9 protein-coding genes are annotated in these 12,661 nt (G+C 47.4%); 4 read left to right on the forward strand and 5 right to left on the reverse strand.

Annotated features, from left to right (window positions below):
* Positions 1-35: 35 nt before the first annotated feature.
* The 3 genes from LOZ80_RS19480 to LOZ80_RS19490 form a co-directional block, all read right to left on the reverse strand.
* A complete protein-coding gene (locus LOZ80_RS19480) occupies positions 36-1,406 on the reverse strand; it encodes an ABC transporter substrate-binding protein (protein ID WP_238166272.1) in 1,371 nt (456 codons plus the stop codon).
* A 225-nt stretch (positions 1,407-1,631) separates the two neighbouring features.
* On the reverse strand, positions 1,632-3,182 hold the full coding sequence (locus tag LOZ80_RS19485; protein ID WP_238166273.1) for a response regulator: 1,551 nt from the start codon (positions 3,180-3,182) through the stop codon (positions 1,632-1,634).
* The gene (locus LOZ80_RS19490) at positions 3,179-4,993 is read right to left on the reverse strand and encodes a cache domain-containing sensor histidine kinase (protein WP_238166274.1); all 1,815 of its coding nucleotides are present in this window, start codon (positions 4,991-4,993) and stop codon (positions 3,179-3,181) included. Before LOZ80_RS19490 ends, LOZ80_RS19485 begins: the two co-directional genes overlap by 4 nt.
* A gap of 186 nt (positions 4,994-5,179) precedes the next feature.
* Between LOZ80_RS19490 and LOZ80_RS19495 the strand changes: the two genes are divergently transcribed.
* Both LOZ80_RS19495 and LOZ80_RS19500 read left to right on the forward strand, forming a co-directional pair.
* Positions 5,180-6,007 (forward strand): protein-glutamine gamma-glutamyltransferase, encoded by an 828-nt coding sequence (locus LOZ80_RS19495; protein WP_238166275.1) that lies wholly within the window; start codon positions 5,180-5,182, stop codon positions 6,005-6,007.
* A gap of 54 nt (positions 6,008-6,061) precedes the next feature.
* Complete coding sequence (locus LOZ80_RS19500) at positions 6,062-6,640, forward strand: hypothetical protein (RefSeq protein ID WP_238166276.1); 579 nt, start codon at positions 6,062-6,064, stop codon at positions 6,638-6,640.
* A 72-nt stretch (positions 6,641-6,712) separates the two neighbouring features.
* On the opposite strand, the gene LOZ80_RS19505 is transcribed toward LOZ80_RS19500, so the two are convergent.
* Positions 6,713-7,993 carry an L-cysteine desulfidase family protein gene (locus LOZ80_RS19505; RefSeq protein ID WP_238166277.1) on the reverse strand — a complete coding sequence of 427 codons (1,281 nt, stop codon included), beginning with the start codon at positions 7,991-7,993 and terminating at the stop codon, positions 6,713-6,715.
* A gap of 104 nt (positions 7,994-8,097) precedes the next feature.
* Entirely contained in the window at positions 8,098-10,434 is a 2,337-nt protein-coding gene (locus tag LOZ80_RS19510; RefSeq protein ID WP_238166278.1) for a glycoside hydrolase, read from the reverse strand.
* A 181-nt stretch (positions 10,435-10,615) separates the two neighbouring features.
* Between LOZ80_RS19510 and LOZ80_RS19515 the strand changes: the two genes are divergently transcribed.
* A complete protein-coding gene (locus tag LOZ80_RS19515; RefSeq protein WP_238166279.1) occupies positions 10,616-11,263 on the forward strand; it encodes a response regulator transcription factor in 648 nt (215 codons plus the stop codon).
* Entirely contained in the window at positions 11,256-12,635 is a 1,380-nt protein-coding gene (locus LOZ80_RS19520; RefSeq protein ID WP_238166280.1) for a sensor histidine kinase, read from the forward strand. The genes LOZ80_RS19515 and LOZ80_RS19520 overlap by 8 nt, the downstream gene beginning before the upstream one ends.
* Positions 12,636-12,661 lie beyond the last annotated feature (26 nt).

Here is a 12,661-nt window from a genome sequence, read left to right on the forward strand (position 1 = left end):
GCCCATGGGCTGCGGCATTCACAAACAGTCAGTGTTTACTTGTTAAATGGCGCGAGTGCGCGTTCCGCTTCTTCCTGCGCTTTCTTCAGCGCAGCTGCCGGATCGATCGTCCCCGATAATACGGCCTGAATCTGGTTCGTGAGCGCCGTCGATACCTTGCCATGGTTATGTGTGGATAACTCTGCATGCGCATATTGAAGCTGATCGCGGGCAACGAGCGCCTGCGGGAAGCTTGCTGCGTATTTCTTCATCGTATCGGTCTCGAACGCGGATTTACGCACACCTACATAGCCTGTCCCGACACTGAACTGCGCAGCTTGCTCCGGTTCTGTCATGAACTTGACGAACTCCCAGGCTGCAGCTTGTTTTTTCGGTTCCGTATCTTTGAAAATATACATGTTGCCGCCACCCGTTGGTGAGCCGAATTGTTTCTTCATTGGAGGGAACGCAACACCAAAATCGAATTTCGCGTTATTTTTCACATTGGTCAAATTCCCGCTCGTATGAACCATCATCGCTGTTTTGCCTTGAATGAAGTCAGTTGGTACCGTTGCCCAATCGATAATTCCTTCCGCCATCGCCTTATGCTTGCGGGAAAGATCCAGCCAGAACTGCAAGGCTTCTACGTTCTCAGGCTGGTCGAACATGACTTTCTTGCCGTCTGGAGACATGAGATTAACTTTCGGATCCGTGTGGTTCTGAAGCGCGAAAAGCTGCAGCATCCAATAAGAATCGTCATTCCCAGGTATCTCCAAACCTGCATGTCCGTCACGCTTTAGCTTTTTGGCGTAATCGATCAGGTCATCCCACGTTTTCGGTGGTTTCTCCGGGTCGAGCCCAGCTTCCTTAAACATTTCCTTGTTATAGTACAGAACTATGGTACTGCGTTGGAAGGGAATACTGTACGTTTTACCGCCTGTTTGCGTATCTTCAACAAAAGCCGGATAGAAATCTTTCATATTAATACTGGGATCTTTGGCAATAAAATCATCCAGCGGGATAATGGCGTTCGAGTCCAGCATGGTATATAGTTCCGTAGACATCATGACGGCCACATCCGGCGGCTGCTTCGCTTGAATCCCGGATTGGATTTTGATCGTGTTGTCTCCATAGTTGCCTGTGTAGACAGGTTTCACTTTGATATTCGGATGAGTCTCCATGAATTTGTTCGTCATTCCGTCGATCACCTTCATAACCGGTCCGCCTACGTTAACGGGATAGTAGAAAGTCAGCTCTACGGGCTCATTCGCCGTCTTTGCGCTTGCGGCAGGTGCTGTTGAAGCTGATGAAGATGGTGTGGGGGAAGCGGGGCTTGATGTCGCGGTTTTGTTAGCCGTTTGTCCGCAGCCTGCCAGAAGTGTCATGCCGACAGTTGGCAGCAACAACCATTTCAAATAGGTTTGCATGGGTCGTTTCTCTCCTTTTTCTTGTTCACATAGGCTTGATTGCACCCTTCTCATTTAGTATAGAAGCGATTTTGACGCAGGGACATGACAGGCTTTGACGGATTGTTTACCTCTTTGTTAAGCTCTGAGCGAATGCGAGGCGAATGTATCGCTTTGTTAAAGAGCTCGTAAATGGCTTCACCATTTGTCCTTTCGATTTATCATTTTTTGCTAACCATTTATCAACTAGTCCTGATAACGCGAGGGGGAAACCCCTCTAACTTTTTTAAACATGCGTGTGAAAGAGCTTAAATTCTGATAGCCCAGTTTCTCAGAAATTTGAGTGAGAGGCAGTCCGTTCTTCATCAGGGCCATGGCGGCTTCCGTCTTCTCATAGAGGACATATTCGGTGAAGCTTGTATCCGTCTCTTCTTTGAATATACGGCTCAAGTAAGAATTATTCATATGAAACGTATCCGCTATCTCCTGCAGGGAGAACTCCCTGTGCATGTTGGATTTGATATACTGTTTGATCAATAGAATAAGCGTTGATTTATCGTCTTGCGCATAACACTCTGCTACAGCCTTCCCGACTCTGCGCACTTCCTCCAACAGCAGATCTGACAGTTCTCCGAGCCTTGCAGCCGCATAGATCAAGTCAACCAACTGATGGTTGGTAGAAATAGCCGCAGTGGTCATCTCTTCGCAGGCTGACCACAGGCGGAAGAGCATCTCCGTCATCATATTTTTGACAATATGAGGATGCAGGAAAGGAGGCTCTACAAGCGATTCGCACAGTGCCCCAATGAGTGGAGCCATGTCTGCAAATTGGAGAGCCCCAATTCGGTCGTAAATCTCTTTTTTCAATTTCTGAACAGGTTCTGTAACTGTATCGTGAATCCATTGTTTGTTTGAAGAGTAAATATCACCGTTGTAATTATAAAATTCAAGCTGCAGCAGTTCGGCAGCTTGAAGATCATGTGCACGCCATTCATAAGGATCGTGGAAGATGGCACTCATTGCGATGGTTATGGTCACATCCAGCTTATCCTGTACCGCTTCTTTCCAACGCTGCGTTTCCTCTGTTGAAGGCGCTCCAGCGAAGATCAGGTGCAGCCTGCGCTTGGAAGCATCCTCGACCAGCCCTAAGCAGCGGCTCCCCAAGTGATGCAGGGTCAACGGCTCGAGATCCGCGTCCATCTGGGGCCATGCCATCATCGCAGCAGCTTGTTTACCCAGCTGGATCACCCATGCTTGGAAGCGGTTCGCTTCTATGAGTGACGCAAATTCCTCCAGCTGTGCATCTGAACGCTCAGGCTCGGATTTAGGCAGAACACCGTCGAGCCAGCTGCGCAGAAACCTTTTTTTCCGCTGTGCCCGATCTGCTTCACGCGCGTCTGTTCCGTTGCCCGCATGGCGTTTGAGACGCAATTCAACCGAAATATTTTGCAAAATATCACAAAGTTCCTTCATATCCAGCGTCGATTTCAGCAGAAAATCAGTAACCTGCAGTTGAATAGCGCTCCGCGCATACTTCATATCCTGATGGCAGGTGAGGATAATGAATTTGGCATCCTCCCTGTGTTTCTTGGCAAACTGAATGAACCGCAAACCATCCATTTTGGGCAGTTCAATATCCACGAGCACAATATCGGGCAGATGGCGTACGAACATTTCGTAGGCTTCCGAACCGTCGCTTGCTTCGCAAACAAGTTCCATGCCTAGCGTTGACCAGGGAACTGCCTTTTTTAAACCTAGCCGCACCAGTACTTCATCCTCAACAATCATGACCTTCATAACGGGTCACCTGCTTTCTCTTCGTTTATGATCAAAGGCAATGTAATTTCGATTCGCGTCCCTTCACCCAGCTTGCTGTGCACCCGGACCCCGTAGTTGCTGCCATATTCCAGCGATATTCGCGCTTGCAAATTGAGCAGGCTGATGCCAGACGTAGACTCGCCCTTCCTTTCTTGATCTTGGGGAACCAGAAGCGTTCGCAGCTTATCCGCCTCAATGCCATTGCCGTTGTCTTCAATCCAAATGCACAAGCCTTCCTCCCTCGCATGAATGCGTAGGCAAAGTGTAGGCTTACGGTCGAATGGCGTGCAGAAGCCATGCGTGATCGCATTTTCAAGTAAAGGTTGGAGTGTAAATTTGGGGATGCTAGCCTGCAGCGCCTGCGGTTCAATCTCCACATTCAGTTCGATTCGCTGCATCGAGCGTATTTCTTGGAACCGGATGTATTGGAGGGCATATTCCTTCTCCTCCTCCACTTTGCTGAACAGCGTGTGCGCATTTTTCAACGTATAATCGAGCATACGGGTTAGCGCTAGAATCGCGTCAGCCATGATCGAGTTTCCGTGCAGAACGGCCATGAAGCGCAAGGCATTGAGAGAATTATGCCAAAAATGCGGCCGCATTTGCTCTTGCAGCACATGGACCTCCAACCTTCTCTTCTCACTCTCCACTTCCTTAATCGTTTGAATCTGTGTTTGAATTTGTTCGAAGAACCGATAGATGCCTCCATTTAATGTCTCTAGCTCCTTAAACCCTTTGTAGACATACCTCTCCGGAGACTCGCCTTCTCCCGCTATGCGGACAATTCGCGACATTCTCTGTAGAGGAAGCAGCAGCTTCGTATACAGAAGGTAGCCAAAAGTGACAATGAGCAGCAGCGAAAAAGCCGTCGTAATGCCCGTCGTCTGCCATATGCTTATACTCTCGGCATGCAGCGATGCCATGGGCATGATCGACAGCACCTTCCACGTCGTCGAAGGAATCTGCTTATAGATAAAATAGCAATCCTGACCTGCCAATTTCAGTTTGCCTGAACCTGCATCATCGCCGCTATTGCCGATAAGCTCGTCCAACCTTTTTCTATCCAGCGCTTGCAGATAGCTGGATACCTCTGAAGAAGGCTGCGTATTGGCGAACAGCACCTGATCTTCCGGTGATAGGATAAACACGGCATTCATTGGATTTATTCTTACCGTATCGAGCAGCGTCTCAATGGCGGAACCGTTCATTTTGATCGTGAGCGTTCCGATTGAATGGTCGTCTTGGAGCATATTTTTGCTGATGTACAGCGCTTGAGGGAACGCACGGTAATGAAAATCAGGGGCTACGTCGGAGTGAATAAAACTGTTGTCGAGAAATAAACGCGTCCCATACCAAGGCATTGCAGACAAGGTCGCTTTGAATCGCTCTTCCTCCTCTTGATCAATCGGCGGATAAGCGAATACACGGTTTTGATCGGTAAGAATTTGAATATACAAAGGGAGCCGCAGCCGAAAATAACTCAAATATCCTTCAATGACCTCTTTAGGAACATCGTGATTGTCTTGAATGCGGCGCGTTAAATCCGTCTTAACGGATAACGTGCGTGCAAAATCATCTATATAATTCAGATAGTTAATGAGATTGACAGAAAGCGAGTCCATTTTATCAAATACGATTTGATTGTATTGTTTCTGAATCGTAGCCGTCGATTGTTTGCTAATAATCATTCCCTGAAAAGCAATTAGAAACAGTACGGTATACGAAATAAGCGCAAAAAGCAGCATTTTCCAGCCGCTCAGCAGACTTCTAATTTTTCCCTTTGGCAGCATGTTCCATTCTCCTTGAGCCTTCTGCTTGTATATGACACAGTATAGTCGCTGCGCATTATCCAAAGATTAAGAGGAATGTGTGTTTTGTGTAAATCCAATTGAAGGAAATAATCCGCACATAAATGCCTGTTTCCACATAAAAATAGGTGAATCACGCTTACTGATCTAGGAATTGGGGAGGAGCCCATGATCGTAATCGAAGGCAACAACAGAGTCATATTTGGAGAAAATACGCTGTCTGAATTAGAATTTGCCATTTATCAAAAAAAGCTGAACAGCCCTCTAACGTATCAATATGATTCGCTTGGCACCCTGTTATTTGAACTGGACATGCGAACCCAAATTGTGGAGTCCTCAAGAGCGCTGAGTAAAAGCGGTGTCTATTTTGCTGGTTTCGACAATACGCAATGCAATCGGGCCTATTGGCACCTTACAAATCACGGGAGATTTCAGTTGAAACCAGGCGCTGCCCCGCAGGATGCCATAAGAGATATTTTCAAAAATGGCACTTCTTACGCATTCGAATGCTCAATGGCTGTTGTCATCATCTTGTACAAAGCCATACTGGAGTCCATAGATGCCAGACAATTCGATATCTTATTCTCGGACCTTTTGCTATTCGATTGGCAATCCAACAGCAACTTGCATCTCATCGACCGGGGTGTGATTGAAGAAGCCGTAAGTGGGGACATCATTTATTTTGAGAACCCCGAATACGAACCCACAATTCCTTGGGGCAAAGGAGAAAACGTCATTATGATGGAAAACGATCATTACTATGGACATGGTTATGGTCTGGACCTCGCTTCCGAGCAAGAAGTCATTATGATCCTGAATAAACACAGGATGCCTGGCAGCACCCAGTCCGCCTTTCGGACGGATCGCTTCGTGCATCCAGATTTCTCCTATTTTTCGCTCTTTCAAAACAGCAAGCGGAAGCAACCCATTATTGCCAAAGTGGGGGAAGCGATCTATGTCCAAAAAGGTTGGACGCAACCCAAATCGGGCAGATAAGCCCAATTTTTATAGACATGTGCCCTATTTTCCATCACCTGCATAGGATGACATATGCCTACACCGAAAGGGGAACAAAACATGATTAAAGAAAATGTATCGCTAGAGGGAACACTCCCTACTTATCCAGCTGCAACACGTACGGAGGTTCATATGCCTGCGCAGCAAGCCCCAACATGGACGGGTGCCCAGCTTCCAGTTCAACAAACGCCAGCATGGACAGGGGATAATCTCCCCATCTATCAACAACCGATGACAACACCTGTCGTGTACCCACCTGCACATCAACAGCTCCAACACGCCGGCCATGCGCAACCTCATCATGTCTACCATCCGCACCATGCTCAAACACCTCACCCTATACATCATCATGCCTATCATCCGATGCATCATCACGCCTATCATCCTGTACACCATCATGCGTATCATCCTATGCATCATCATACTTACCACCCTGTACATCTCCTTGGCTACCATCCACAGTATCACCATATGCTGTATCCGCAACAACATCATACTCATCACATGCAACATCCGCATCATCATCAAACCCACCATACACATACTCAGAATGCGCAGCACTCCCAACAACACCACAATCCGCAGCATCATAATCAACAACAAAATCAATAGCACGGGCGGACCTACCCTTCACGCCGAACAAAACAAAAAGGCTGCCGATACCGGCAGCCTTTTTGTTTCCTGCTATAAGTCTTTATTCAGCATCATCTCGAGAATAAGTTTATCAATCTCCGATGTCGCCTCATTACCGATACGGCAAAAGTTGTCGATCGTCTTCTCAGCTTCATTTTCGATAAACCCATTCGTAGAGGAAATCGTCATTCCTTTGGATGCGAGAAGCGCAGATTGCACTGCCGCACTTGTGCAGGTGGCTACTTTCATCGCGCAGCCGCCCTTTGCTCCATCGCACATCATCCCCGACACATTGCCGAGCATGTTTTGGATTGCTGCTTTGATCTCCGCTTTACCTCCGCCAAGCAAATAGGTGATGCCGCAGCTTGCTCCGGTGCCGGATACGGTAACCCCGCATAAGGCGGATAATCGGCCAAATTTGGATTTAATATGAATCGTGACCAAATGGCTCAAAGCAGCGGCGCGAATGAGCTGCTCTTCGGTGGCGTCAAGCTTTTCGGCTGCTGCTATTACAGGATTAGTCGCGGCAATGCCTTGGTTTCCGCTTCCCGAATTCGCCATGACCGGCATGGAGGAACCCGCCATCCGGGCATCTGATCCCGCCGCGGCAAGCGCCATGGCATGAGAGATTAAGTCGTCGGACAGAATACCTTTTTGCACATTTTCTTTAATCGTCTTACCGACTTCGAGACCGTATGCATGTTCCAAACCATCCAATCCCGCTTTGCGGTTTAACTCAATGCTTTGCTTTACCAAACCGAGCTCGGCAAGATCCACCGTGTTCACGAATTCGACGATCGAATCAATCGTCAGCTCGCTGCGATCTTCTTTGGAGCTCTTAAAACTCGCATTGGCGCAGCCGCCCCTATCAATGATCTGCCCGTCAACTTCTATCAGTGTGATATTCGTATGGTTATCCGTAATAACAACCTTCGCGTACCTTGTCTCTGCTTCAATAATGACTTCAATATATAATTTCTTGGGTGTATCGGCGAGATGAACAACAGAAATCCCTCGTTCCACCATTTCCTGCGCCACAGTAATATCTTCCGGCTTAATATCGGCAAGCACTTCAAGCTGTTTCTCTGCATTTCCGGCAATTGCCCCCAAAGCAGCGACAAAATCGATCCCTGTCAAACCCGTCCCGGGTATACCGACTGCAAGTGCATTCTTGATTATGCCTGCGCTTGCGTAAACTGTAATTTTATCGATATTGCCATCCACATAAGTCCTAGCCTTGGCAGCAGCTAAGGCAATCGCAACAGGCTCCGTACAGCCAAGCGCGACGACGAGTTCGTTTTGCAGTATGTTTAAGAATGTATCCGTCCTCATGATGAGCCTCCCTTAACACCGAAAGGCATCAAAAAACCTTCGAATGATTCCTAAAATATACTATAGTTGCTTCGCGTAGATCAACTCGTAATTTTTGAGAACGGTCACAACAGTTTGGCATTCGCCGCCGCGTCAAACACTTGACGCTCTTTGCCATTGTATAGAACAGCCGATTTGGCTGAGATGACTTCACCTGCCACCGTTACCTGTTTATCCGAGAAATTAGCGATGACTTTCAGATCATTCCCATACTGTGCGCTTTGCACAAGCCGATCCTCCGTAAGGACCGAGAACCCGCTCATCTGACGGCTAACAGCCTCTCGGTGAAATGGTGACCATACTTTCAGAAAGCCAAGCATGCTTGCTTTATCTTTGTCCCATGCCTTGCGATCCAAGTGATAGAGCGGCGGGACATTGTACAACAGCTCATAGAGCATCCGGTCTGCTTCCTCGCCCTTAATCTTGTAGCTGCCCCACTCCCAATGATTCGTTGTAATGATTGTATCGTTGTAGATCAATTTATAGAGCGGAACAGAGTAAGCAGGATCGATGTAAACTTTCTCATAGAGCGGTTTAATGGGCACAGGCTTGCCATAGCGCTCGGGAATTCCATCCTTGGCGTAGTAGCCTCCAACATAGTATGGACTGTTCTTTTGATCTCTCATATCAGGGTCCCCCCAAGCAATGACAGGACTTTCAATACCTTGCGCGAAGGCAATCACACTGCTGGCAAAGTCGTTGCCTCCTTCCGAGCCGACAACCATTTTCTTGTCTGTGGCAAAATAATCGAGCCTTTCCAAGCGCGCTTGCAAATCCTGTTGCTGCGTGGTCGGATGGGCTGGAGAGAAATCATCATAGATTTCCCCCGTGGCATCACAGTCCACGAACCAGGAGTTAAAGCTGATTCCGTCCTGCATAATGCCAGACACACGCTGTTTGACACTTGGCATCGCCAGTGTAGGGTTCAGTTTGCGCCCACGCTGCAAAAATCCAGCGACTTTGGTGTTATTCTTGCGCGTTACCGTCGCATTCTCATAGAGCGTTGGGTCTGGGAAGGAAGCCGTATTCCACGAAGGATCTCCTTTTTCATGAATAGAATGATAGGAATCATATGGAGCAATGAGGTAGCCGTTCTTGCTTCCCTCGCTAACCATTTGAGGATTCATCAAGCCACTCGACCAGTTGGGAAGGCCCAGCCAGGCATTTTCGATGCCCGCTTCCCGCATATCTTTGATTAGCTGCGTCGAATCGGATTGTCCCCAATCCGCTAATTCACTGACGGCATCCAGCAGAATACTTTTGAGAAGCAGCTTGTTCAAATCATATAGTTTTTCCTCGCTCAGCTTGTCAACTCCCATCCCAATGAGTTTGCGAGCTTCCTCACCAGGGTTAGGAAACTGGGCTTGCGTATAAAATTCTCGCATTTTCAAAGCCTGATTCAGCGCGGTGAGAACAACTTTCTTCTGATATTTGTCCATAAAATCCTGATTGGAAATTTGCTTGAGCACCTGTTCCAGTTCTGCACTTCCATCCGTTGTAGGAGCCAGAAGCTTAACAAGCCATGACCCAAGCCCTTTGGGAAGCAGCGAGCGCAGCTGAGGCCATTTGACATCGGAATCCGTAAGAATCGATTCGCTCCACAAGTAAATCTGAGGTGCTCCATACAGCTTGCTAATCGAAGGATTAAGCTTGGCTTTTTCCTTCAGAGTGACAATCTTGCCTTGCTCTGCCACATAGTTTTTATAGGGCAGCACAACATTTTGTGGATCATTTGCCGTTACATAGAGGCGGAATCCGTAGCTTTTATCGCTGTTAATCGAAGGAAATTCATGGGTAAATTGAAAGGCTACATTCGGTGAAGCATCGAAGTGAATTTCATTATTGAATTTGTTCGTGACCACATAGACAAGAGACAACTGATTCTTGCCAAGCGCAAAAAAATCCATGGAGAACGATTCGCTCCAACTGAGCGTCTGGTCCTTCAGAAATTCGCGCCAGTTTGCGTCGCTTGCGGGAATGTTTTTCCCTTCGCCTAGAGGCAGCATATAGTTATCCGACTGAACAGAGGGCCACTGGAACTGCTCGGCCCCGGCAGATTCGAGCCGAATGTCGAGATAGTCGCTTTTCTGCTCGATACTGACGTTGACTTTATTCGGATAGGTCCATTTGACAGCATGCTTGGACTTCACCAAGTTCGTCACTTCAGCTTTGGGGAGAGGCAGCGATGCCGGCATTCGCACACCATTTTTCATCAGAACAAGCGCAAATGTTTCCGGATCAACGTCAAATTGAAACTGCTCCACCGCGGCTTTCACCGCAGTAGGTTCTGTTGACTGCAAGCTGATTGTGGGCAATGGTTGCGTAGCCGCGCTGCCCCAACATCCCGTTAAGGATAGACTTAGCATACTTGTTACACATAGCGTTGTTAATTGTTTTTTCATTTGGTACATCCTCCAATTTCCTGATCATCGTTCGACGTCATTGTAAAGGAGCTATGTTACAACAATGTGCCAAAGCGTAAGACAAGAAACAGAGCCAACTTGATTCGAGTTTTGAGAATCTGTCATACTGATGTAACAAAACCATGATATCGTTACAGCCATACAAGAAGGAGGGATCGGTATGAACTTGCTGCTCGCAGACGATGAGACGCTTATGCTGCAGATTTTAAAAGCTTATTTCGTCAAAGATGGGTTTAACGTGCTCCTCGCTCAAGACGGTGAAGAAGCAATCGACCTCTTTTATACGCATAAAGTGGACTTGGCCATTCTGGATTGGATGATGCCCAAACGGAGTGGCATTGAGGTTTGCCAGGAAATGAAGAAATCAAGCCGAACCAAGGTGCTTCTGCTGACAGCCAAAGGAGATCCAGATGACGAGTTTCTTGCTTTGCAGTCGGGAGCCGACGATTATCTGCGCAAACCGTTTGATCCACGCATTTTACGATTAAGAGCGCAAAAATTGCTGAATTTAACTGCGAAGTCCGTCATTGGCGATTTGACTGTGGATATGGAAGCCCAGAAGATTTATCGCGGTGGCAAGGACATCCAGGCTACGAATAAAGAATTCGAATTGATGAGATATCTTGTCGTCAACAAAGGGCACATCGTAACTCGCAAAATGCTGCTCGATCAAGTTTGGGGATTCGATTATTTCGGAGAGGAGCGGACGGTTGACACCCATATTCGCAGGCTAAGAGAGAAGATCGGCGAACACTGGATCAAAACGCACCGAGGGATGGGCTATTGTCTGGAGGATTCGCATGAGTAGACTGACCCGGAAGCTGATTACGCAGATTAGCCTTACGTTATGCGTTGTATTTCTGCTGTCCTTCAGCGTAAATACTTATTTACTGCCCAAATACTTTTTGTATGAGAAAAAAAACAAGCTGGATGAGTTAGTCACGGCGCTCGAGCATATGGAGCTCAAGACACTAGTCGCACAACTTGAGACCATTGCGGAACACAATCAGGTCACCATCGTAGCCAGTTCATTATCGGAGTCCGTCAACGATTTGAATAGTGACTTGTTGGTGCAATTGAACCGCAAAGGCATAACCCTCAGCAAATTTTGGTTGACCGAGGAGAGCATGGTGATCCTCCGCGAGGGCGGAAGGGTCAATAAAATATTTGATCAAGTCAAACTCAAGTCCAGCTTTCTCGTCAATTTCGTGACCGTGGGGGATACCGTATTTGCTGTGGGCGAATCGATTTCTCACTCCGAGGATACGATACAGATCGTGAATCGCTTCAATGCGTATCTATGGATAGGTATGTTTGTGCTGCTTGTCCTGTTGTCCGTGCTGTATACGAAACGCATTGTGAAACCGCTGGCTGAACTAAATCAGGCTGCAGAGGCGATCTCCCGCTTAACTTTCATAAAAACAGACATCCGCACTGGCGATGAAATCGAATCTCTTGCGCATAGCATTAACCAAATGAGTGACAATTTAAAAGAAGCTCATCAATCGTTGGAAGCGAAAAATGCCAATCTCCGGCATTTTATTTCGGATATTTCACATGAACTGAAAACACCATTAGCGTTAATTCACGTTTATGCATCAGGACTTCAAGACGGGCTGGATGATGGCACTTATGCAGCCGTCATTCGCAAGCAGAGCGAAGATATGTCCGGATTGATCGACCGGCTGTTGGAACTGTCTGGACTGCAGGAGGACACCTCTCTCTTTGAACCTGTCGACTTCAAGAAGCTATTTATGGAAACGATAGCGGTCTATGGGAACGCTTTTCGCCAGCAAGGCATCGAACTGCAACTGGACGTGGCTTTGAATGAGGATATTCGCGTGATGGCGGATCGGAGGAAACTGCAATCGGTGTTGAACAATTGGATGAGCAATGCGATGAAATATACGAGTGGAAGCTTCGTTACGATAAAGGTGGAAACCAAGGAGGATGTCTTGCACTTCCAAATTTCGAATCCCACGCATGCTGCAAAAGAAGCCGAATGGGATCGAGTCTGGGAGCCTTTCTATGTGCTGGAGAGCTCCCGCAGCAAAAAATTCAGCGGAACTGGGCTCGGTTTATCCATTACCCGTACCATTCTTCAGCAGCATCAAGCCTCTTATGGCTTGACTGTCCGGGATGGCATCGTTACGTTTTACTTTGCGCTGCCTTATAACTGAACAGACTGCCAAGCACCAAGTATCAC

This window comes from Paenibacillus sp. HWE-109 (assembly GCF_022163125.1).
Classification (GTDB): Bacteria; Bacillota; Bacilli; order Paenibacillales; family NBRC-103111; genus Paenibacillus_E.

Bases quoted from the DNA above. Each gene is read 5' to 3' on its own strand.
- LOZ80_RS19480 (WP_238166272.1), bottom strand. From the start codon at position 1,406: ATGCAAACCTATTTGAAATGGTTGTTGCTGCCAACTGTCGGCATGACA.
- LOZ80_RS19485 (WP_238166273.1), bottom strand. From the start codon at position 3,182: ATGAAGGTCATGATTGTTGAGGATGAAGTACTGGTGCGGCTAGGTTTA.
- LOZ80_RS19490 (WP_238166274.1), bottom strand. From the start codon at position 4,993: ATGCTGCCAAAGGGAAAAATTAGAAGTCTGCTGAGCGGCTGGAAAATG.
- LOZ80_RS19495 (WP_238166275.1), top strand. From the start codon at position 5,180: ATGATCGTAATCGAAGGCAACAACAGAGTCATATTTGGAGAAAATACG.
- LOZ80_RS19500 (WP_238166276.1), top strand. From the start codon at position 6,062: ATGCCTACACCGAAAGGGGAACAAAACATGATTAAAGAAAATGTATCG.
- LOZ80_RS19505 (WP_238166277.1), bottom strand. From the start codon at position 7,993: ATGAGGACGGATACATTCTTAAACATACTGCAAAACGAACTCGTCGTC.
- LOZ80_RS19510 (WP_238166278.1), bottom strand. From the start codon at position 10,434: ATGAAAAAACAATTAACAACGCTATGTGTAACAAGTATGCTAAGTCTA.
- LOZ80_RS19515 (WP_238166279.1), top strand. From the start codon at position 10,616: ATGAACTTGCTGCTCGCAGACGATGAGACGCTTATGCTGCAGATTTTA.
- LOZ80_RS19520 (WP_238166280.1), top strand. From the start codon at position 11,256: ATGAGTAGACTGACCCGGAAGCTGATTACGCAGATTAGCCTTACGTTA.